Raw genomic sequence first — 20,648 nt, 5'->3', positions numbered from 1 at the left:
CACATGGAATGGCGCGATGAAGGGATCATTCTAGGCGCCAGAAAGCATGGCGAGACGAGCGTCGTCCTGGAAACGATGACCGCTGCCCATGGCCGTCATCTGGGCCTTGTAAAAGGCGGCCGTTCGCGGCGCATGCAGCCCCTTCTCCAGCCTGGAAATCGTGTTGACCTTGTATGGCGCGCCCGGCTTGAGGAGCATCTGGGTGCGTTTCAGGTCGAACCGTTGGAACTCAACGCTGCACGTCTCCTTGCTTCGGCGCTGGCCGTTCATGGAATTCAGCTTTTGGGCGCGCATCTGCGCCTCATGCCCGAGCGAGACGCTCATGCGGGTTTATATGAGGCGGTGAAAGTCATCACCGAACATTTGGACGAACCTGAGATCGCTGGCCCGTTGATGGTGCGTTTCGAACTGGCGATGCTTGAGGAATTGGGATTCGGGCTTGATCTTACGAAATGCGCACTGACGGGGAACCGACATAGCCTCGCCTATGTTTCACCGAAGTCCGGTCGTGCGGTGACTGAAGAAGCGGGTGCTCCCTGGCGTGACAGGCTCTTACCCTTGCCCGGCTTTCTTACTGCAAAAAAGCGATCGGAGGCGTCGCTGGATGCGTTGAAGGATGCCTATCGCCTGACGGGCTTTTTCCTTCACCGGAATGTCTATGAGCCCCGCGGAATGGAAGAGCCGGTCTCCCGCGGTGGTTTTCTCGCCGCTCTTGCCCGCAGCACAGAGGGGGCTGCGGGCTGAGTTTGCCTATTCGGCGGGTGCCAGGGCAGGCCGCGCGACCGCCGCTTCCTTGATCGGCCAGTGCACCACAGCGGCAAACAGACCAAGCAGGACGCCCAGCCACCAGACCGGATCGTAGCTTCCGAACAGATCATAGAGATAACCGCCCAGCCATACACCCAGGAAGGAGCCGACCTGGTGTGAAAAGAAGACCACGCCGCCCAGAAGTCCCAGATGCCCGGTGCCGAACATGATCGCCACCAACGAATTGGTTGGAGGCACCGTTGAAAGCCACAAGAGTCCCATGACTATGGCGAAGATGATCACGCTAGCCGGAGTTTGCGGTAATAGAAGGAAAGCGGTTACCGCGATAGACCGCGCGAGATAGATCAACGCCAGAAATCCCGGTTTGGAATAACGCTGGCCGATATAGCCCGAAGCGAGCGAGCCGATGATGTTGAAGAAGCCGATCAAGGCAAGAGCGATGACTGCATAGCGTGCATCGATGCCGATATCGCCGATATAGGCCGGGAAGTGGGCGGTAATGAACGCCACTTGGAAGCCACAGACGAAAAAGCCCGAGACCAGAAGCACGAAGCTGCGATGCGCGAATGCCTCCCGCAGCGCTTCGCCGATTGTCTGTTTGAAGGTCTCCGCATTGTTGCGTGCTGTCGCCGCATTGCCGACCAGAGGAATGGCCAGAAGCGGAACGATCAACATCGCTATGCTCATATAGACCAGAGTATCGGACCAGCCGAACGCATCTATCAGGCCTTGGCTGATAGGAGCAAAAATAAACATGCCGGCGGAGCCCGAAGCCGTTGCAAGACCGAAAATCAGGCTGCGCTTTTCTGCAGGAACGTTACGGGCGAAAGCGGCAAGAATGATACCGAAAGAGCCGCCAGCCACACCCAGTCCGACGAGCACACCGCCGCCGATATGCAGCATGGCTTCATGGGTAGGCATCGACATCATCAACAGCCCAACGGCGTAAAGCACTGCCGACAGAGCAAGGACGCGCCAGGTGCCGAACCGATCTGCAACCGCGCCGAAGATTGGTTGTCCAATCCCCCAGAGCAGGTTTTGAATTGCCATCGCAAGGCCGAACGTGGTGCGGTCCCACCCTGTCTCAGCCAATAGCGGCAATTGGAAGAACCCCATCGCAGAGCGTGGTCCGAAATTCAGAGCCGCGATCAAGCAACCGCAGATCACGACCGCCCAGGGAAACGAATTGGAAGAGGCCGCACGGCCCGCGCTTTGCTGTGTCATGTTTGCCTTCACGCGCCTGTGAGCGCCTTGGTACCGGAATCCGACCATGAAAATATCGTATGCGGCATTTCAGAGATATCGACAAATTGTGCATCTTCGATCAGTTTTTTTAATGGTTAGACACGGTGGCCGGGAATAAATGCCTTCAGGCAAGCGTTCATCGGGCAAGAACAACGCCCCGTGAGAGGGGAGCGGGTGCATGGACGGAAAGAGGGAAGCGATTGTGCGGGAAATCCCGGGGCTCCGGCGTTATGCGCGAGCTCTCCTGCGCGATGCGGATGCGGCTGATGATCTCGTTCAGGATTGCCTGGAACGAGCATTTTCGCGGCTTGAGAACTGGCAGACGGGTACATCGCCCCGGCGATGGTTGTTCACGTTGATGCACAACCTCTTTGTCGATGGTGTGCGGGCACGCAAGCGACGAAGCGAACTCGCCTCGGCTGCAGCCGCCGATATTCCGCAGGCGGTCAGCGCCCCGGAACAGAACGGTGTACTTGATCTTCATGACGTGCTCGATGCATTGCAGGAGGTCAGTCCTGACCGTCGCGCCGCGCTGCTTCTGGTTGGCGTAGAAGGTATGAGCTACGCAGAGGCAGCAGACGTTTTGGGCGTCCCCACAGGAACGTTGATGTCGCGCGTGGCGCGTGGACGACAGGACTTGCGCGAAGTTCTCGATCTGGTACGGCGTCGACGCATTCTCAAGGCGGTGCAGTGATGACAGGACGCAGCTTTGATGAGAGAGATATCCATCTCGCACTCGATGGTGAATTGCCACGGGAGGACATGCCCGCATACGAAGCCTGGCTGGAAACCAGAGCCGATATGCGAGCTTTGAGCGCACGCTACGAATCTGATCGCGCGTTGCTTCGTGACGCGCTGGCGGAACTGACCAGTGAGAACCTGCCGCCCCGCCTGCAAGAAGGAATGATAGGGAATGAGCGGGCGGCCAAGGGTGGTCACGCTCTGGTTCTTCGCCGCCTCGGTGCAGTCGCCGCTCTCTGCCTTATCGCGGGAGCAGCATTCGGCTTCTGGGCGGGCCGGCAGCAATTCGTCACTGGTGAGACATTGGCGGCGTTGGACGTGGTCGGTGAGGCAGTCGCCGCTCACCAGGTCTATGCGGCCGAAAAGCTGCATGTTGTGGAAGTGGGCGCGAGCGAGCGGAGCCACCTGGTCGGCTGGCTTTCGAACAGGGTCGGCACCAAACTCATCGCTCCTGACCTGCGGGCCGACGGCTTTGATCTCATGGGAGGAAGGCTGCTGCCTTCAGGTGGAAAGGCTGCCGCTCAGTTCATGTATGAAGATCAGGCTGGCGAGCGCATCTCCCTTTATGTCGCTCATTGCATAAAGGGGGAGGATACCGGATTTAGACTTTTCGAAGACGAGGGGAGACGCGCTTTCTATTGGCAGGAGAAAGGGTTCGCCTACACCGTGGCTGGCTCGATCGATGAAAATCGGCTCCTGCAACTCGCGAACGTCACCTACCGACAATTGCTTGCCGGTAGGTGATGTCTGCAGTCAGCTCTTGGTTCCGCTCTTCTTGGCGGCGCCGGTTTTCTGCGTGTTCTGCGCCTCGGTTTGCAGCGGAAGATAATGAACGTCGCGCTGCGGGAAGGGGATTGAAATACCCTTCTCATCAAACGCCTTCTTGGCTGCCTTGGTGATATCGAGACGGGTCTGCCACCAGTCGGAAGTCGTGGTCCAGTAGCGCAGCGTGATGTTGACGGCACTGTCGCCAAGTTCCGATACGAACGTCGCTGGCTCCTGGTCGCTCAGGATGCGATCGTCGGCCTCGGCCAGTTCGAGCATCGTTTTTTGCGCCAGATCAATATCGTCATCGTAGCCGATGCCGATCACGAGATCGTTGCGGCGGCGCGTATTGCGCGAATAGTTGGTGACCGATGTATTCCACAGCGAACTGTTCGGCGCGAGAATGTACAGGCCATCCACGGTTTTCATCTCTGTCGCAAACAGGCCTATGGACTGGATTGTGCCCGAGATGCCGCTTGCCTCCACATATTCGCCCACGCGGAAAGGTTTTAGAACGAGGAGCATGATTCCGGCGGCGACGTTCTGCAATGTGCCCTGGAGGGCGAGGCCGATTGCCAGACCGGCGGCACCAAGCGCGGCGATAATGCTTGCGGTCTGAACGCCGAACTGCGCAAGAACGGTAACGCCGACAAGCACCAGAACCGCGTAACGCGCAATCTTCGAAAGAAAACTGGTGAGCGTGACGTCGAAAGAGGGAAAGCGGTCGAGCGCGCTGCGCACCCATTTTTCCACCATCCCCGCGACAATAAAGCCGGCGATGATGAGAATGATGGCGCCGAGAATCGAGAAGGCGTAAGATACGGCAAATTCGCTGACCTGGGACAACGCTGCCTGGGCAGCTGTCATGAGGTTCTCAGTTTGCATTTCCATATTGGGGAATGTCTCCGTTCCATGTTTGTCGTTGCCGGCCTTCAGGGGACGGTTCCAACTCCTCTGCCACGCTTCAAGCGTGAGAGATTTGCGGGGCAGGCGACCGGTCGCATCTGCCTGGTTGGTTTCGAGTGTCTAGCAACCGGGGATGGTTGCTGCAAACCACTCCGCCGTCAAAACGGTCATGCGTTTGCCGTCTTGCTGTTTTCACGTAGGGGCGAGCATGTCGATTGAGGTTCGTCCTGCCCTCCCTGGCGACCTCGCTGCTCTCGTTGCGGTAGAGAACGCGGCATTCTCGGGCGATAAGCTCTCCGAGCGCTCCCTCCGGCGTCTTTCGAGCGCAGAAACCGCCATTGTGGGCGTAGCGGAAGAGCGTGGGAAGGTGCTTGGCTACGCATTGGCTTTGACGCGACGGACGAGCGGTGTCGCGCGGCTTTACTCGATAGCCGTGGCACCGGAGGAAACCGGAAAGGGGGTGGCTGCGTTGTTGTTGCATTATGTCGAGAACGCAGCGTGTGGGCGAGGGTTCCATACCATGCGACTTGAAGTGAGGTCGGACAACAAGCCAGCCATCCGGCTTTATGAAAAGATGGGATATCGCAGCTTTGCCCAATATGAGAATTACTATCACGACGGTATGAGTGCTTTGCGTTACCAGAAATCGCTCTGCACGCGTTGAACATGGAGAACGGCCCCAAATGAGTTGGGTCATCCTGACTGGCAAAAAAGGCGATCTTGACGAGACCGCTACCCCCTACAAGATCATCACAAATCGCGACTATCTGGCCCACCCGGCACTTTTCCGAGGACAACGCCCCAAGGTCATCAACCTGTCGTCCAGTTACGCCTATCAAAGCCGTGGCTACTACGCGTCTCTGCTTGCCAGTTCTCGTGGCCATCGTGTGATCCCGTCAGTCGAGACCATGATCGATCTCTCTGCGCGCAAACTCTATGAGAATGCTCTTCCGGAATTGGAGCAGGCTCTGAACCGCTGTCGCAACGATTTGGGGGGAAGCTTTCCTTCAAGCGTCAGCATCTTTTTCGGCATAGGGCCTGATAAGGCCTGGGAACGTTTCGCCAAACTGCTTTTTGACTGGTTTCGCGCACCCGCGCTGGAAGTTGTCATCAAGGACGGCGAATGGGCGACAATATCTCGCATCGGGTTTCGCTCCCTGTCGAGAATGAACACCGACGAGAAGGAACGCTTCACATCATCGCTTCACAACTACACCAGCCGGCAGTGGCGGGACAGCCGCACACGGGTGCCGGCGCGCTATGGGTTCGCTACCTTGATCGACCCGAGAGAGGAGCTTCCGCCATCAAGCGTAGCCTCGCTCAAGCATTGGTCGCGCATTGCGGCGAGGATGGGCGTTGAAGTAGAGCCAATTACCAAGAAGGATCTGCCGCGTCTGGCGAATTTCGATGCCCTCTTCATCCGCGAGACGACATCGATTTCCAATCACACCTACAGGTTTGCACGGCGCGCCGAACAGGAGGGGATGCCGGTCATCGATGATCCTCTCTCGATGATACGCTGCACGAACAAGGTCTATCTCAACGAGTTGATGGCCACGCACCGGGTACCTGTTCCGCCGACGATGATGATCGCCGGGACCGCCGACCTTGAACGCGCTGCTGATCTGCTGGGCTTTCCCCTGGTCCTCAAGACGCCGGACAGCTCTTTTTCACGCGGGGTGAAGAAGGCAGCCAACATGGCAGAGCTGAAGGCTCTGGCGACGACATGGCTTGAGGACTCCGATCTTCTCATCGCACAGAAATTTCTACCCACGTCCTTTGACTGGCGTATCGGTGTGCTCGACGGAAGGCCGCTTTTCTCCGTCCAGTACCTCATGGCCAAGAAGCACTGGCAGATCGTCAATCACGAAAGGCAGGGACGCCCGGATGAAGGCGGCTTTCGCTCTTTCACCTTGGCGGACACCCCTTCCGACGTGCTCGAGATCGCTGTACGAGCGGCACGCTGTATAGGCAACGGCCTTTACGGAGTCGACCTAAAGGCCACGCCGGAAGGAGTTTATGTCATTGAGGTCAATGACAATCCCAATCTCGACCATGGGTGCGAAGATGCCGGGGAAAAAGACGCCGTCTGGACAAGCCTGACGCAATGGTTCATCGACCGGCTTGAAAGGTAAACTTCTCCTGTCGGCGTCCTCTCAGTGTATCAGTCTGGGGTGGAAACACTCACCCCTTTCTTGCCAAGGCTTTTGTTGATGGCTTCGGTTAGTGCCGAACGGGACCTTTGCCACCCCTCGCTTCTTGTCCAGAACCGGAGGGTCAATTGAGAAGTCCCGCCATCAATTGCTGAAAACAAGGTCTCAGCGTTGGGCTTCTTCAGAACGCTCTTTTCGGCAGCGAGAATTTTCATGAGCCCTGTCTGCACCTGTTCGGGGCTGAGGCCTTCGCCAACGTCAATTTTGAGTTCTACCCTGCGGGCTTTGTTCCGGGAGTGATTGGTAATGGCCGCGTTCCAAAGCGTGCTGTTGGGAGCGAAGACGATCAAACCTTCATCGGTTTTCAACTCCGTTGCAAATAGCCCCAGCGTGCTGACGGTGCCTGTGATGCCGTTCGCGAACACATGCTCATCCACCTCAAAGGGACGTAAAATCAGAAGCATCACGCCGGCCGCGATGTTTTGCAGTGTCCCTTGGAGGGCGAGCCCGACCGCGAGGCCGATAGCACCAAGTGCGGCAATGATGCTGGCAGTCGGTACGCCAAGCTGCGTCAGCGCGGCGACGCTTGACAGGGCCAGAACGGTATATCTGGCAAGAACCGAAAGGAATGAAGTTAAAGTGGCGTCGAATGCAAAGACCTTGCTGAGCGTGTTGCGCACCCAGCGTTCCAGCATTTTTGCGGCGATTATGCCGATCACCAACAGGGCGCAAGCCCCAAGAAATGTGAAGCCGTAGTTCAGCGCAAATTCAGTAATGTAACCGAATGCCGCATTTGCGGTTTGGATAAGGCGTCCAGCTTGCTTTTCCATTTTCCGAACATCTCCGTGGCGTGTTCAGGGTTTCCGTTTTCAGAAACCGAAGCACCGCCCCGTCGACGTTCTCACCCGCCAAGATAATTTTTCAGGCAGATCAGAAACGCTAAACTGCGTCAGTTTGGATGATGCGTATAGCAAGTGAATGCCTGGCGCAAAAGTATATATGTAATATAATTTTAAACCGCGATTATATTTTCAGTTTTCGTTATAAGTAATTAAAATAGCTGATTTAAATATTGGATTTAATTATTTTATTTCGTCTCGACTCATCTATTTTTTTAAAGCGCTCGAGGAAGGCTGCTTGTGCCAGTTTGGGGGGGTGAGGCTCAAGCTGCACTTCTTCCGGCGACATCCCTCGCGGGCGGCCGAAAAACCTGGCGGCTTCCGTTACACCGAACCCCGCCAGTTGTGTCGCCTCAAAAAAGGCTGCGATCTGGTCAGCGCGTTTGATGGCCTTCTTCAGCTTCGCCGGCAGATCGGGAGGCAGGGTGAAACGAAGGTGGATAGCGCGTTGCAGGCGCTTTTCGACTGATTTGTAATCCTCGCCCAGCGTAGCCTTGAAGGGCGAAATCATGTCGCCGATCACATATTCTGGAGCGTCATGCAACAACGCTGCCATCAGGCATTCAGGGGTGGCGTCGCGCGCTATCCTGCGAAAGATATCTTCCACCAGAAGGGAGTGCTGCGCGACGGAATAGGCATGATCACCCTCGGTCTGTCCGTTCCAACGGGAAACGCGGGCAAGGCCGTGTGCAATATCGCCGATTTCTATGTCGAGGGGGGACGGATCTAGAAGATCAAGGCGGCGCCCGGATAACATTCGCTGCCATGCGCGGGGAGCAGCGGTTTTATTGGACCGCGCGGGCATTAGTCTGCCCCGTCTTTGTTCTCGGGAAAGGTGAATGTCGCCCATTCTGGTACAGCGAGGGTGACAGCGGTTTGACCTGCCAGAACAGGTATCGAAGCGTCCATAGCCTCCTTGATTCTGTCGATGCGCGCTATGGCGAGCCCCTTCGCACCGCAGACCGTTCCAAGAGCTCCGACGATTTTTTCATCAGCACGCAATTCGGTGCCCTGCGGAGGTAGATCGGCAGCACCACTGGCGATCAGCAACCGCCGGCGAGCTGTGCCACGATGGTGCATCCGCGACACCACCTCCTGGCCGACATAACAACCTTTCTTCAGCCCAACTCCGCCGTTCTGATCATAAAGAACATCATGCGGAAAGGCGTCTCCCAGGCTAAAATCGCTGCCGCTTTCTGCAACGGCATGGGCAATTCTCAGTTCATCCCAACTCGTTTTGCCTTTGCTGGCATCAGGCGCGTCGCCGTAGTGACGCCGAACGTGCACATTTGCGGGAAAACGCCTGTCGATCAGGGTTGATTCATTATCTGAAGAACCGGAATCTGTTTCCCACGAAACGGCGATTACCGTTTGTTTTATATCGGAAATATCGACCTTTGCGCGAAGCTTGTAGAGTGTAAGCCGTTTCACCAGATCCGGGGCGATGTCCGCGCGGCATTCAATGCGCAGTCCGTCAATACCGGCACGGGAGATAAGGAAGTCGAACAGGATTTTGCCCTGTGGAGTGAGGAGAGCGCCTGGACGGCACTCGCCGTTCTGAAGCGCCGAGAGATCGGTTGTGATCACATTCTGGAGGAAGTGTTCGGCCTCAGGTCCCTGCAGTTGAAAGAGGGCGCGTTCGTCGAGATGGCAGGTCGGCATGGCTGATCCGGCAAGATGAAGAGCTTGTCCGCATTTAGCTAGGATGCTTTGTTGCTCACGACAACCCGCCAATGGTTGATGAAGTCAACGGGTGGTCTTTTCCCTCAGGCGCGCTGCCGCTTCTGCAAGGGCTCTGGCGCTTCTGGCGCTCAGTCCGCCACTTTCGTAGTCATGACGAAGCGCCTCCTCGATCTGTTCGGCAATGCGATCCAGAGACGGCGAGTCGTTCGCCGCGCTTCGGTGATCGAACAGATTGATCCAGTGATCCGTCTCCCTGCCAAAGCGCATGAGACGATCCAGATAAACCTCGGCGCTGTTATTGCGCGAAAGAAGACCGAGCAGGCCCGCGGCAATCGAAAGAGGGCTCATCACCACGTCGCGCATGCCGTCAGCCATGAGTTTGAGCTGGAAGAGAATGACACGTCGGACCAGACGCCCACGCCTACCTCGGCTCTCTGGCAATGCCGCCACGCCGTTTTGCGACTGCGCTATCCCCTCCATCGCAAACCTCCCTGAAGCTTCAACGGATATGGGGGTGACGACTAATTTTGCAAGAATGAACTCAATCTCCGGCGACGAAAAACGCCCAGTGCCCCTCCGGCGTGATGCCCACACGATAGAAGATGTAGGCTCCGAAGCTTTTCATGTCCTCATAGTCGCCGGCGGTCACCAGCGTAAACAGTTCAACCCTCTGCCTCTTGTCGAGGGATTCAAGCGGGATGGCGAAAAAGTATGGCCAGACATACATTTCCTGGGGTGTCCCTGCGTCGAGATGGACATATCCGGCGAGCAGGACCTCCAGAAGTATGGCCAGAACCTCCTGGCCTTCCTCATCTCCGGATAGCTCGACGAGAAATTCGAGAGGATCCCCATCCAGACCACCGAGCGAGAGGCGGGTCGCACTGTCGCCGTTACCGATTAGCGGGCGCAGATTTTCGATGTCGCCGCTTTTCGCAGCTTCAACGATAAGCCCGTGCATTCGCTGAACGGGTTCGGGTAACTCTTCAAGATCGTAATGGATCTCCGGTAGCTCCTTGCCGATCTGGGTGTCCGGGCGTACGACATCGCGCAGCGGCGTGTCCCCAATCGGCGAGGCATCCTCAGCGGGCTCCGGGCTCTCTGGCGCGGTGGTGTCATTCTTGGGAAAGCGGATTGGCGGCGGAAGCGGAACACGCTCGACCTTGTCGGATCCGGGCTGTTCTTCTTCTATGGGCTCAACCTGCTGAAGTTCACTGAGAGCAAATGCTGAAAGGCCCGAGGTTCCGTTCAAGCCGAAGGCTGTCAGACCAGCCAGTAGAACATGCCGCCAACGCCTGCGAGTTCGCGGGCTGGCAAGGTTTGGAACGTTGATCAGAGTCCGGCTCATTGTCAGTCTCAGTTTCCGTAGCGCTGCACGATTTCGGTGGAGATGCGTGCACCCTCACTCATATAGTGGTTGATGGCCGACAGCGCCTGATCCGTGCAGTTTTCATACGTTCCTGCGAAGGATCTGTAGCCGCGGTTGAAACTGGCGATCAATTTCTCGCGGCGGGCCGGCGACGGCGCTTCTGTCTCCAGAAGCTCTTCCATCTTCCCGCGCCATGTTTCGGAGTCTTCACCGCAAAGATTGCGCAGATAGTGAATCGAACCGAGCACCTCGGCCAATCTCAGAAGGGGGGCTTCATAGCTGGCCTCGTTGGCTTGCGTTGCAGGCGCAGCCACAAGAAAAACTGCCACGAGGCCGGAAAATATTGAACCACTACGCATGCCGTGTTGTCTCCCAGCGGGCGCTGCCTGTCAAACGCCTGCGATTGCGGGAAGACCACCACAAAACAGTCACGAAAGTGGCAAGATTGAGGGCAGGGTGCCCAGCAGGTTTATCCGCTGGGAAGGTGACGCAATTCTTCGATAATGTGTTGTGTGCTCTCAGTCAGAGGCAGGGTAGCGATTTCTTCTGGGGAATACCATCCGGCTTCGTGGGCATCGTCACCCGCTATGACAGGGCCACGTGCGACCGTGGCGCGAAAAACGGTCAGTCGAAAGATTTGCTGATCGTCGTCGCCACGCAACACAACATCGCGATAGGGGCTCGCTGTCGTCAACAACAAGCCGGTCTCTTCCAGCAGCTCGCGCGCCAGTGCCTTTTCCAGTGTCTCGCCTGTTTCCACCCTGCCACCCGGAAACGCATACAATCCTTTGGCCGGCGCGCGGCCGCGACGCACCAGCAGAACGCGGTCTTCCTGAATGACGGCCGCGGAAACGGCCAGGATTTCTTCCGGTTTCACAAGCAAAGCCCTTGCATCCTGCAATCCGATCACCAAAAGTCCGGCCCGAACTGTTGCCAGTCAATTGGTGGCAGAGAGTTATGGCCGTTGAAGTGGCAGGAGACAATCATGCAGGTGGTGCAGAACACATGGGTGGTTGCAGGTCTGGCGTGCATGTTGTCTTTGTCGGCCTGTGCAACGCTGAATGAGAGCGAGTGCGAAACAGTAAATTGGAGCGACTTGGGACGCAGCGATGGCGCGGCCGGACAGAGTTCGTCCTATGTTCAGCGCCACCGGGAAGCCTGTGAGAAATACAGTCTGCCGGTGGACGAACGTGCATGGCGCACCGGTTGGGAAGACGGTATCCGCCGTTATTGCACACCGGAGAACGGTTTGAGTGCCGGGCGCGACGGGCGCAGCTACGCCAATTCCTGCCCGGCGGATGCTGCCCCCGGCTTTGAGAGCGCGTATCGCGTCGGTAAGCGTGTGCATGATGCCAGATCAGAATATGATCGCCTGAAGAGCGAACTCGAACAGCTATACGATAATCTGGAAGATGCTGCCAAGGATGAGGATCGACGGAAGATTCGCAACCGGATCTCACTGAAGGAGTCGGATCTGTTCTTTGCCGAGGGGCGTGTGCGTGATGCCGAGCGCCTGTATGATCGCTACCTCTATGAGGAGGCGGCGCGCCGCTACTGACGGCTTAGGAGGGAGCCCTCTTTCATGTGTGGTCGTTTCGCACTTACTGATACGCCCGATGCGGTGAAATCGCTGCTCGCGGTGACAGATTTTGAACCGTTTCCCCCGCGCTACAACATCGCGCCAACGCAGCCAGTTCTGATGGCTCTGGCGGGACAGCCAAGGGCAGCAGGTTCCAACCTGCCTTCACGGCAAAGCGTGCTTGTACGCTGGGGGCTTATTCCCTCCTGGACGAAAAATCCCGACGATTTCTCACTGTTGTTTAACGCCCGCTCTGAAACGGCAGCGGAAAAAGCGTCCTTCCGCACCGCTATGCGCCATCGCCGCACATTGGTTCCGGCCAATGGCTTCTATGAATGGCGCCGTGTCGGCTCGAAACGTGGGGAACCGTATTGGATCCGGCCACGCGATGGCGGGCTGATTGCCTTCGCCGGATTGATGGAAAGTTGGTCCGACCCCGGGGGAACCGAAATCGATACTGGCGCGATCCTGACGACGGAAGCGAATGAGGATTTGCGTGGTATTCACCATCGCATGCCTGTGGTTATCAGGCCGGAGGATTTCGACCGCTGGCTGGACTGCCTCAACCAGGAACCGCGTCACGTGGCTGATCTTCTCACACCGGCCGAGCCCGGTTTTTTCGAGGCGGTGCCCGTCTCGGATCGGGTTAACAAGGTGGCAAATGCCGGCCCGGACCTTCAGGAGCGCGTGGAACGCCACGAGGAAAAAGTTTCCGGCGCGAAAGCCGTGAAAGACAGCGACCAGCTCGACCTGTTTTAAGCGATGGTCCGCAAGAGATGGACTGCCTCGGCACCAAAACGGTACACGCCTTCCCGCAAGGTCTGGAATGATTGACGCGACACGTCGCTGACGGGCAGGGGGAGCTCTTCCTCCGAAATGCGGCCCAACATTAGCTCTGCCAAAGCTTTACCGAACACGGTGCCCGGTCCGATGCCGCGGCCATTGTATCCGGAAAAGCCGACCACATTGTCACCGAGGCGATGAAACTTCGGCAGGTGATCTGCGGTCATGCCGATGTGACCATACCAGCAATGTTCAAACCGGATGCCTTTCAGCTCCGGAAACAGCCGGGCAATCGCACGCTCAGCCCACGCACGGTGCACCGCTTGGCCGGTGCCCTTCAGGGCTCCCACGCTGCCGAAAACAAGGCGCCCCTCCTGATCCCACCGGAATGAGGTCAGAATCTGTTTCGTGTCCCACGCACCTTGCCGCTCCGGCAGAATGTGGTCGCGCACGGTTTGTGGCAGGGCGGGCGTGGCGAAATTGAAATAGGGCAGGTGGACAATTTCTTCACGGATCTGCGGCCAGGGCGTGGTTGTGTAGGCGTTGGTTGCCACAATCACTTTCCGTGCCGTCAGCGTGCCCCTGGGCGTTTCAAGCCGCCAGCTGCCGCTGCATTGCTCCGCTTTCGTCACCCGGGAACCGGTGTGAAGCCTCGCGCCAGCCTTTTGGGCGGCACGGGCAAGTCCTCTTGCATATGCCAACGGCTGGATCGTGCCGGCCCGCTCGTCCAGCAACGCGCCGGAGAACGCATCGCTCCCGATCTTCTTTCGCGCTTCCTCACGTTCAAGAAGCCGAACCGGTGCGCCCCGCGCCTTCCATTGTCTTGCACGCGCGTCAAGCTGTCTGAGGCCGCTTTCTCCAACCGCACAGTGGAGCGTCCCCACAGGCATAGCCTCGCACTCCATTCCGTGTCGTGTCGCCAGTTCGAACACAACGCTGGGCGCATTGCCAAGAACGCGGAGCAGCCGCTCGCCATAAGTTTCGCCGAGAATGCCAGGAAGGTCGTCGGGCATGACCCACATGCCTGCATTCACGAGGCCCACATTGCGTCCGGAGCCGCCAAAGCCGATCTCGTCGGCTTCGAGCAAAGCGACGTCGGCTCCGGCCTCGGCCAGATGCAGCGCTGCGGAAAGGCCGGTATAGCCCCCTCCGACGATGGCGATGTCAGTCTTCACATCGCCTGTCAGGGCCGTTGTCTGCGGCGCTGCGGGGGCTGTCTTCTCCCACAGGCCGTGGGAAAGCGGGTCGTTCCTCATCTGGCGGACTCACTGAAAACCGAGATAGCACCGACAGATCACACGCCCGTCGCTGCTGAACCAAGCGAAAAATCCGCATGATGTCATGCAGGGATGGCATTGAAAGCATTGCACATCATCCCGCCATCGCTGTCGCAATGTCCGGAAACTGTGCTGCCCCTAGTCACCCGCTCCGGTCAGGCCGGAGCAAAACCTCAGTCGGTCTGCGTGTCGTAAGGGGATTGCTTGGGTGCCGGTGCCGGCTTCTCGGTCTTGCACTGCAGAGCGGCATTGATCGCTGCGGGTCCAACCGCGTGATACTGGCTAAGCAGGAGCTTTTCCTGTTCGGCGGTATACTCTGCTGGCTTGTTCATGTCGCGGGGCATAACTAATCCTTGGTTCCGCGTTGTCGTCCCTTCCGCGCAGATGGGGACCAAATCCGACAAAATCTTGACAGACTGCCCCGTCGGAAGACGCATTCTTAAAATTGCCGCATCAGCCTTAACATTTCCTTCACATTGCCATTTTGCATGCAATACCTCTTTCGGGGCGCGAAGCCGGGTTTCGGCATGATCCCCAGCCTTTTGGCTTTCAGCTTTTAGTCTTGACGCATTTGCCGCCTGCGGCGATAAGAAAGCCCATGAAAACGCTGTGCACCATTATTGGCATTTGCATTATCGGCTAGCGCCTCACCGCTGGTCCGGACGTTTTCGCCCTTCTTTCCCGATGAGAAAAACGCCCAGGCCAGAGGCCGGCGTAAACCGTGCCCGCAATATGCGTGACGCTTGAGCACGGCTGTGGGGTTGAAAACGGAAGGCGAGGATGACGAACGGTTTCAGGGGCCTCAGGGTCTACAACACGCTGACGCGGGCCAAAGAGGACTTCGTCCCCATCGATGAGAAGAACATTCGCATGTATGTGTGCGGTCCGACGGTCTACGATTATGCGCATATCGGCAATGCGCGTCCGGCCATCGTTTTCGACGTTCTCTACCGTCTCCTGCGCCATCTCTATGGCGAGGACCACGTCACCTATGTGCGCAACATCACCGACGTCGACGACAAGATCAATGCCCGCGCCCGCCGCGACTATCCCGACCTGCCGCTCAATGAGGCGATCCGCGAAGTCACGCAGAAGACCGCCGATCAGTATCATGCCGACGTTGCCGCCCTCGGTTGCCTGAAGCCGACCATCGAGCCGCGTGCCACCGATTTCGTGCTCCCGCGCGCGGACGGGCTGACGGATATGGCCAGCCTGATTCAATCTCTCATCGATCGCGGCCATGCCTATGAAGCGAAAGGAGAAATCCTTTTCGACACCGCCTCCATGCCGGCCTATGGCGGGCTTTCCAAACGCAGGTTGGAAGACCAGCAGGCAGGTGCCCGTGTGGCGGTGGAAGCGCACAAGAAGAACCCGGCCGATTTCGTTCTCTGGAAGCAGTCCTCGGCAGATGAGCCGGGGTGGGATGCGCGTTTCACCATTCGTGGCGCTGCAATGACCATTCGCGGCCGCCCCGGCTGGCACATCGAGTGCTCGGCCATGTCCGCGGCCTATCTTGGCGAGGAGTTCGACATTCACGGCGGTGGCCTCGACCTGATCTTCCCGCACCACGAAAACGAGATCGCGCAATCCTGCTGCGCCCATGGCCGCGATGTCATGGCGCATTACTGGATGCACAATGGCTTCCTCCAGGTGGAGGGGCGCAAAATGTCCAAATCCGAGGGCAATTTCGTCACCATCCATGAATTGCTCGAAACGGAAAAATTCGGCGGGCGTAAATGGCCGGGCGAGGTTTTGCGTCTTGCAATGCTGATGACGCATTACCGCGAGCCCATCGACTTTTCGGTGCGCAAGCTCGAAGAGGCGGAGGCGGTGCTCGACGGGTGGTATCGGGCTGTCGGCGATGTCGAAGCCGGAGATATCGGATGCGCCGACACCATAGCCGCGCTCAGCGACGATCTGGGAACGACCGCTGCCATTGCCAGTCTTCATGAATTGCGCAGCGAGGCGACAAAGGGCAGCAGCGCGGCGAAAAAGGCCCTCAAAACGAGCGCAGGTCTTCTCGGGCTGCTCGCCGGCACGGAAAGCAACTGGTCCGCCCTCAAGGTGTCCGAAGCCGCCATCGATGCCGGGCTCGTCGAAACAGCGGTGGAGAAGAGGCTCACGCAGTTGCGCAACAAAAACTTCGCCGAAGCCGATCGCATCCGCGATGAGCTCGCCGCGCAGGGCATCCAGCTTATGGACTATAAGGACCCCGAAACCAGTGAACGTCGCACCAGGTGGGAGGTGAAACGGTGAAAGACAGGATTTACATTCGCTAGGAGGGGCATCTAATGAGCCTCGACAACAAACCTGTCTATTCCGGCGGCTGCCAATGCGGTGCGGTTCGGTTCCGCATTGAGGGCGCGCTTGGCGAGGCGTCGGTCTGCCATTGCCGCATGTGTCAGAAGGCGAGCGGCAACATCATGCTTCCGTTGGTCTCGGTGCGTGGCGCGAAACTCACCTGGACACGCGCTGAACCCAAGCGCTTCCAGTCATCCAGCCATGTGCTGCGGGGTTTTTGCCCCGAATGCGGCACGCCCCTTACCTATGAAGCGCCCGACGGGCAGGCGATAACCATCGCCGCCTTCGACCACCCGGAGGAAATCGCGCCGGTGGTGCAGTGGGGCTTGGAGGGGAAGCTCCCCTATACTGACGGCATCGCGGCCCTCCCAGGTTACACCTCCGAGGAAGATGCGGACGCGGTGGAGTTTCTGCGCGACCTGGTCTCCTACCAGCACCCTGATCACGACACGGACGACTGGCCGCTGCCTGAAAACGCACGGAAAGACACTGAGAATGACTGAATTGCGCACGCTTTATCCTGAAATCGAGCCCTTCGCCAGCGGTATGCTGGATGTGGGCGATGGCCATGCGGTCTATTGGGAGCGCGTGGGCACCCGTGGCGCAAAACCGGCCGTCTTCCTTCATGGCGGTCCGGGCGGTGGATGTTCCCCAACGCATCGCCGCGTTTTTGATCCGGAAAAATACGACGTGATGCTCTTCGATCAGCGCGGCTGCGGGCGCTCGAAACCCCATGCGGAGCTGGAGGCAAACACCACTTGGCATCTGGTGGCCGATATCGAACGGTTGCGTACCCTGATGGGTGTTGAAAAGTGGTTGGTCTTCGGCGGCTCCTGGGGCTCCACACTGGCGCTCGCCTATGCTGAGACGCACTCAGGGCACGTCAGTGAACTGATCCTGCGCGGCATCTATACGCTCACCCGTGCCGAACTCGATTGGTATTACCAGTTCGGTGTCTCGCAGATGTTCCCGGACAAGTGGGAGCGGTTCGTTGCCCCGATCCCGGAGGAGGAGCGCGGTGACATGATGTCGGCTTACCGCAAGCGCCTCACCTCGGATGACCGGACGGTTCAGCTCGAGGCGGCAAAGGCATGGAGCCTGTGGGAGGGCGAGACCATCACGCTTTTGCCGGATCCGGGCCTCACAGAGGATTTTGGTGAAGAGGATTTCGCCATTGCCTTCGCGCGCATCGAAAATCATTTCTTCGTCCATGGCGGCTGGTTCGAGGAAGGGCAGCTTCTGCGCGACGCCCACAAGCTTGCTGGTATTCCCGGCGTCATCGTTCATGGCCGCTACGACATGCCGTGCCCGGTGCACTACGCCTGGCAATTGCACAAGGCGTGGCCGGATGCCGAATTCCACTTGATCGAGGGGGCAGGGCACGCCTTTTCAGAACCGGGCATTCTTGATCGATTGATCCGGGCAACAGACCAGTTTGCAGGCGTATGACCATGGCACAGAAAGAACGCATCTACCTGTTTGACACCACGCTGCGCGATGGTCAGCAGACACCGGGCGTCGATTTTTCCGTCGAGGACAAGATCGCCGTGGCAAAGCTGCTCGATGATTTCGGCTTCGACTATGTTGAAGGCGGGTATCCCGGGGCAAACCCCACCGACACGGCCTTCTTTTCGAAGAAGCGGACCGAGAAGGCGGCCTTCGTCGCCTTCGGCATGACCAAGCGCGCCGGTGTCTCGGCCTCCAATGATCCTGGTCTCGCGGCCCTGCTTCATTCGGCCAGCGATGCGATCTGCTTTGTTGCGAAGAGTTGGGACTACCATGTGCGCGTTGCGCTCGGCTGCACCAATGAGGAAAATCTGGAATCGATTACCGCCTCGGTCGAGGCGTCGGTTGCCGCCGGCAAGGAGACGATGGTCGACTGTGAGCATTTCTTCGATGGCTACAAGGCCAATCCGGACTATGCGCTGGCCTGTGCAAAGGCGGCCCATGACGCAGGCAGCCGCTGGGTGGTGCTGTGCGACACCAATGGCGGCACGCAGCCGGCGGAGATCAGGGACATCGTGAGTGCCGTGATTGCAGCCGGCATTCCCGGCGCGCATCTGGGCATTCATGCTCATGACGATACGGGCCAGGCCGTGGCCAATTCGCTTGCCGCCGTCGAGGCAGGCGTGCGCCAGATACAGGGCACGCTCAATGGCATTGGCGAGCGCTGTGGCAACGCCAATCTGGTGACGATCCTGCCCACACTGGCGCTCAAGCCGGCCTATGCGGAACGCTTTACGACCGGCATTCCCGACGAGAACCTGGCCGATCTTTCGCGCCTTTCTCATGGGTTTGATGAGCTTCTGAACCGCGCGCCGGAGCAGCAGGCGCCCTATGTCGGCGCATCGGCCTTCGCCACCAAGGCCGGCATCCACGCTTCTGCTGTGCTAAAGGAGCCTGAAACCTATGAACATGTGCCCCCGGAAAGCGTGGGCAATACGCGCCGCGTCATGGTCTCTGACCAGGGCGGGAAGTCGAATTTCATCGCAGAGCTCAAGCGCCGGGGCATTGCTGTAGACAAGGCCGATCCGCGTCTCGATACGCTCATAGCGCTCGTAAAGGAGCGTGAGGCTCAAGGCTATGCCTATGAAGGCGCGGATGCGAGCTTTGAGCTCTTGGCGCGCCGAACCCTCGGCCGCGTGCCGGAGTTCTTCAAGGTTGACGGTTTTCGGTGCATGGTGGAGCGTCGCTTCGATGCCAATGGCGAACTGAAAACCGTATCGGAGGCCGTCGTCCGGGTGACGGTGGATGGTGAGACGCTGATGTCGGTGGCTGAAGGCCATGGTCCCGTCAACGCATTGGATATCGCTCTACGCAAGGATCTTGGCAAATATCAGGCTGAAATTTCTGATCTGGCGCTGGCCGACTACAAGGTGCGCATTTTGAATGGGGGCACCGAGGCGATTACCCGCGTTCTGATCGAGTCTTTCGACGGCACGGGCGCACGCTGGTGGACGGTCGGTGTCTCCGACAACATCATTGATGCGTCGTTCCAGGCATTGATGGATTCCATTGTCTACAAGCTGGTGAAAAACCGCGATACTTTGGCGAAGGCAGAGGAGAGCGCTGCCTGATTGTGGTGCGCTGATCGCTGGACCAATAAAATGAAATGGCGCCGATCCAGAGCGGTGTGACAGGATGTGAGAATGCCTGTCGCCCCCGGTCGGGCTCTCGTGGAAAGCTCATGTCCGAGATTGCAGAGAAGCCGCTTGATGCGGACCGAAACGATGCCATGCGCGGATTTTTCTTCGCACTGTCCGCCTATGGGCTGTGGGGCTTTCTGCCTCTTTATATGAAACTCGTGTCCCATATCCCCGCCACGGAGGTTGTGGCTCACCGCGTTCTCTGGTCCCTGCCGGTGGCGGCCATCATCCTTTATCTTCTGGGACGCACGGCCGATATCCGTCAGGCGCTTCGCTCACCACGCACACTGCTGATGGCGGCGCTGACGGCGGCGATTATCTCCGTCAATTGGGGTATTTACGTCTGGGCAATTTCCGTGGACCGCGCCGTCGAAACTGCGCTCGGCTATTACATCAACCCGCTGGTCAGCATCGCCATGGCGGCGCTTTTTCTTGGTGAGCGGCTGAACCGGTACCAGATTGCGGCGGTTTGCCTTGCCGGCCTCGCCGTTTTGATCCTGACCACGGATGCGGGCGGGCTGCCCTGGGTGTCCCTCAGTCTGGCGTTCAGCTTTGCCGCGTATGGCATTTTGCGCAAAACCCTGCCGATTGGTCCGAGCCAGGGTTTTTTTCTTGAAGTCTTGATCCTTGCGCTTCCAGCCCTTGGTTATCTCTTGTGGCTGGGTGCAAAGGGTGGGGCGCACTTTACACTGTCAAACCCGGGCGACATCGCGCTGCTGATCGGTTGCGGTCCGGTTACGGCCATTCCGCTTATCCTGTTCGCCATGGGTGCCAAATTGCTGCGCTATTCAACGATCGGCATCATGCAGTACACCGCGCCGACCATGATCTTCCTGATCGCGGTGTTTGTCTTTAAGGAGCCTTTCGGAGGCGTCAAGGCGGTAGCGTTCGCTCTCATTTGGGCAGCCCTTGCCCTCTATAGCTGGTCGATGCTGCGGGATGCGCGCCGGGCAAAAAAATAGCCGCCCCAAAAGCTGAATGAGGGGCGGCAAGAAAAGCCCGTGATGTCTGGAAGGGGTGCGGCGGACATCGACGG

At 58.3% G+C, this 20,648-nt stretch carries 23 protein-coding genes; 12 read left to right on the top strand and 11 right to left on the bottom strand.

The window, feature by feature from the left end; translation table 11 throughout:
• The first annotated feature begins 3 nt into the window (after positions 1–3).
• A complete protein-coding gene (gene recO / locus H7H48_RS03450) occupies positions 4–744 on the top strand; it encodes a DNA repair protein RecO (protein ID WP_229447397.1) in 741 nt (246 codons plus the stop codon).
• A 6-nt stretch (positions 745–750) separates the two neighbouring features.
• On the opposite strand, the gene H7H48_RS03445 is transcribed toward recO, so the two are convergent.
• Positions 751–1,992 (bottom strand): MFS transporter, encoded by a 1,242-nt coding sequence (locus tag H7H48_RS03445; protein WP_229447396.1) that lies wholly within the window; start codon positions 1,990–1,992, stop codon positions 751–753.
• Positions 1,993–2,191: 199 nt separating this feature from the next.
• Here H7H48_RS03445 and H7H48_RS03440 point away from each other — a divergent pair, with 199 nt between their 5' ends.
• Together H7H48_RS03440 and H7H48_RS03435 are read left to right on the top strand one after the other, a co-directional pair.
• Positions 2,192–2,707, top strand: a complete 516-nt coding sequence (locus H7H48_RS03440; protein WP_229447395.1) for a sigma-70 family RNA polymerase sigma factor — start codon at positions 2,192–2,194, stop codon at positions 2,705–2,707.
• Positions 2,707–3,498, top strand: a complete 792-nt coding sequence (locus H7H48_RS03435; protein WP_229447394.1) for an anti-sigma factor — start codon at positions 2,707–2,709, stop codon at positions 3,496–3,498. Before H7H48_RS03440 ends, H7H48_RS03435 begins: the two co-directional genes overlap by 1 nt.
• 9 nt (positions 3,499–3,507) lie before the next feature.
• On the opposite strand, the gene H7H48_RS03430 is transcribed toward H7H48_RS03435, so the two are convergent.
• On the bottom strand, positions 3,508–4,386 hold the full coding sequence (locus H7H48_RS03430; RefSeq protein WP_229447393.1) for a mechanosensitive ion channel family protein: 879 nt from the start codon (positions 4,384–4,386) through the stop codon (positions 3,508–3,510).
• Positions 4,387–4,633: 247 nt separating this feature from the next.
• Here H7H48_RS03430 and H7H48_RS03425 point away from each other — a divergent pair, with 247 nt between their 5' ends.
• Together H7H48_RS03425 and H7H48_RS03420 are read left to right on the top strand one after the other, a co-directional pair.
• Positions 4,634–5,089, top strand: coding sequence for a GNAT family N-acetyltransferase (locus H7H48_RS03425; RefSeq protein WP_229447392.1), 456 nt, complete (start codon positions 4,634–4,636; stop codon positions 5,087–5,089).
• A 19-nt stretch (positions 5,090–5,108) separates the two neighbouring features.
• Complete coding sequence (locus H7H48_RS03420) at positions 5,109–6,560, top strand: RimK family protein (protein ID WP_229447391.1); 1,452 nt, start codon at positions 5,109–5,111, stop codon at positions 6,558–6,560.
• A gap of 29 nt (positions 6,561–6,589) precedes the next feature.
• Here H7H48_RS03420 and H7H48_RS03415 read toward each other — a convergent pair whose 3' ends face one another.
• The 7 genes from H7H48_RS03415 to H7H48_RS03385 all read right to left on the bottom strand — a co-directional run bounded on the left by H7H48_RS03415 (position 6,590) and on the right by H7H48_RS03385 (position 11,403).
• Positions 6,590–7,408, bottom strand: a complete 819-nt coding sequence (locus H7H48_RS03415; RefSeq protein WP_229447390.1) for a mechanosensitive ion channel family protein — start codon at positions 7,406–7,408, stop codon at positions 6,590–6,592.
• A gap of 235 nt (positions 7,409–7,643) precedes the next feature.
• A complete protein-coding gene (locus H7H48_RS03410; RefSeq protein WP_229447389.1) occupies positions 7,644–8,282 on the bottom strand; it encodes a YfbR-like 5'-deoxynucleotidase in 639 nt (212 codons plus the stop codon).
• Positions 8,282–9,139, bottom strand: a complete 858-nt coding sequence (locus tag H7H48_RS03405) for a folate-binding protein YgfZ (protein ID WP_229447388.1) — start codon at positions 9,137–9,139, stop codon at positions 8,282–8,284. The genes H7H48_RS03410 and H7H48_RS03405 overlap by 1 nt, the downstream gene beginning before the upstream one ends.
• An 84-nt stretch (positions 9,140–9,223) precedes the next feature.
• Entirely contained in the window at positions 9,224–9,640 is a 417-nt protein-coding gene (locus tag H7H48_RS03400; RefSeq protein WP_229447387.1) for a hypothetical protein, read from the bottom strand.
• 61 nt (positions 9,641–9,701) lie between these two features.
• A complete protein-coding gene (locus tag H7H48_RS03395) occupies positions 9,702–10,505 on the bottom strand; it encodes a hypothetical protein (RefSeq protein ID WP_229447386.1) in 804 nt (267 codons plus the stop codon).
• A gap of 8 nt (positions 10,506–10,513) precedes the next feature.
• Positions 10,514–10,885 carry a TIGR02301 family protein gene (locus H7H48_RS03390; protein ID WP_229447385.1) on the bottom strand — a complete coding sequence of 124 codons (372 nt, stop codon included), beginning with the start codon at positions 10,883–10,885 and terminating at the stop codon, positions 10,514–10,516.
• A gap of 110 nt (positions 10,886–10,995) precedes the next feature.
• Positions 10,996–11,403: an NUDIX domain-containing protein gene (locus tag H7H48_RS03385; RefSeq protein WP_229448086.1), complete on the bottom strand. Its 408-nt coding sequence runs from the start codon at positions 11,401–11,403 to the stop codon at positions 10,996–10,998.
• Positions 11,404–11,511: 108 nt separating this feature from the next.
• On the opposite strand from H7H48_RS03385, the gene H7H48_RS03380 reads away from it, so the two are divergent.
• On the top strand, positions 11,512–12,084 hold the full coding sequence (locus H7H48_RS03380; protein ID WP_229447384.1) for a DUF2799 domain-containing protein: 573 nt from the start codon (positions 11,512–11,514) through the stop codon (positions 12,082–12,084).
• A gap of 24 nt (positions 12,085–12,108) precedes the next feature.
• Positions 12,109–12,864, top strand: a complete 756-nt coding sequence (locus H7H48_RS03375; RefSeq protein ID WP_229447383.1) for an SOS response-associated peptidase — start codon at positions 12,109–12,111, stop codon at positions 12,862–12,864.
• Here H7H48_RS03375 and H7H48_RS03370 read toward each other — a convergent pair.
• Both H7H48_RS03370 and H7H48_RS03365 read right to left on the bottom strand, forming a co-directional pair.
• Positions 12,861–14,144, bottom strand: coding sequence for an FAD-binding oxidoreductase (locus H7H48_RS03370; RefSeq protein ID WP_229447382.1), 1,284 nt, complete (start codon positions 14,142–14,144; stop codon positions 12,861–12,863). The two genes, H7H48_RS03375 and H7H48_RS03370, sit on opposite strands and share 4 nt — an antisense overlap.
• Before the next feature lie 194 nt (positions 14,145–14,338).
• Positions 14,339–14,509, bottom strand: a complete 171-nt coding sequence (locus H7H48_RS03365; protein ID WP_229447381.1) for a transcriptional regulator — start codon at positions 14,507–14,509, stop codon at positions 14,339–14,341.
• 436 nt (positions 14,510–14,945) lie between these two features.
• Between H7H48_RS03365 and cysS the strand changes: the two genes are divergently transcribed.
• The 5 genes from cysS (at position 14,946) to rarD (ending at position 20,574) form a co-directional block, all read left to right on the top strand.
• A complete protein-coding gene (gene cysS, locus H7H48_RS03360) occupies positions 14,946–16,421 on the top strand; it encodes a cysteine--tRNA ligase (protein ID WP_229447380.1) in 1,476 nt (491 codons plus the stop codon).
• A 35-nt stretch (positions 16,422–16,456) separates the two neighbouring features.
• Positions 16,457–16,969, top strand: a complete 513-nt coding sequence (locus H7H48_RS03355) for a GFA family protein (RefSeq protein WP_229447379.1) — start codon at positions 16,457–16,459, stop codon at positions 16,967–16,969.
• Positions 16,962–17,915, top strand: a complete 954-nt coding sequence (pip, locus tag H7H48_RS03350) for a prolyl aminopeptidase (protein WP_229447378.1) — start codon at positions 16,962–16,964, stop codon at positions 17,913–17,915. The genes H7H48_RS03355 and pip overlap by 8 nt, the downstream gene beginning before the upstream one ends.
• Entirely contained in the window at positions 17,912–19,543 is a 1,632-nt protein-coding gene (cimA, locus tag H7H48_RS03345; RefSeq protein ID WP_229447377.1) for a citramalate synthase, read from the top strand. Before pip ends, cimA begins: the two co-directional genes overlap by 4 nt.
• A gap of 110 nt (positions 19,544–19,653) precedes the next feature.
• Positions 19,654–20,574: an EamA family transporter RarD gene (gene rarD / locus H7H48_RS03340; protein ID WP_229447376.1), complete on the top strand. Its 921-nt coding sequence runs from the start codon at positions 19,654–19,656 to the stop codon at positions 20,572–20,574.
• Positions 20,575–20,648 lie beyond the last annotated feature (74 nt).

The sequence above is a fragment of the Nitratireductor sp. B36 genome, from assembly GCF_020833685.1.
Classification (GTDB): domain Bacteria; phylum Pseudomonadota; class Alphaproteobacteria; order Rhizobiales; family Rhizobiaceae; genus Nitratireductor.
Note: the sequence above shows the minus strand (reverse complement) of the source record. Positions and strands in the feature narration are given on the sequence as shown.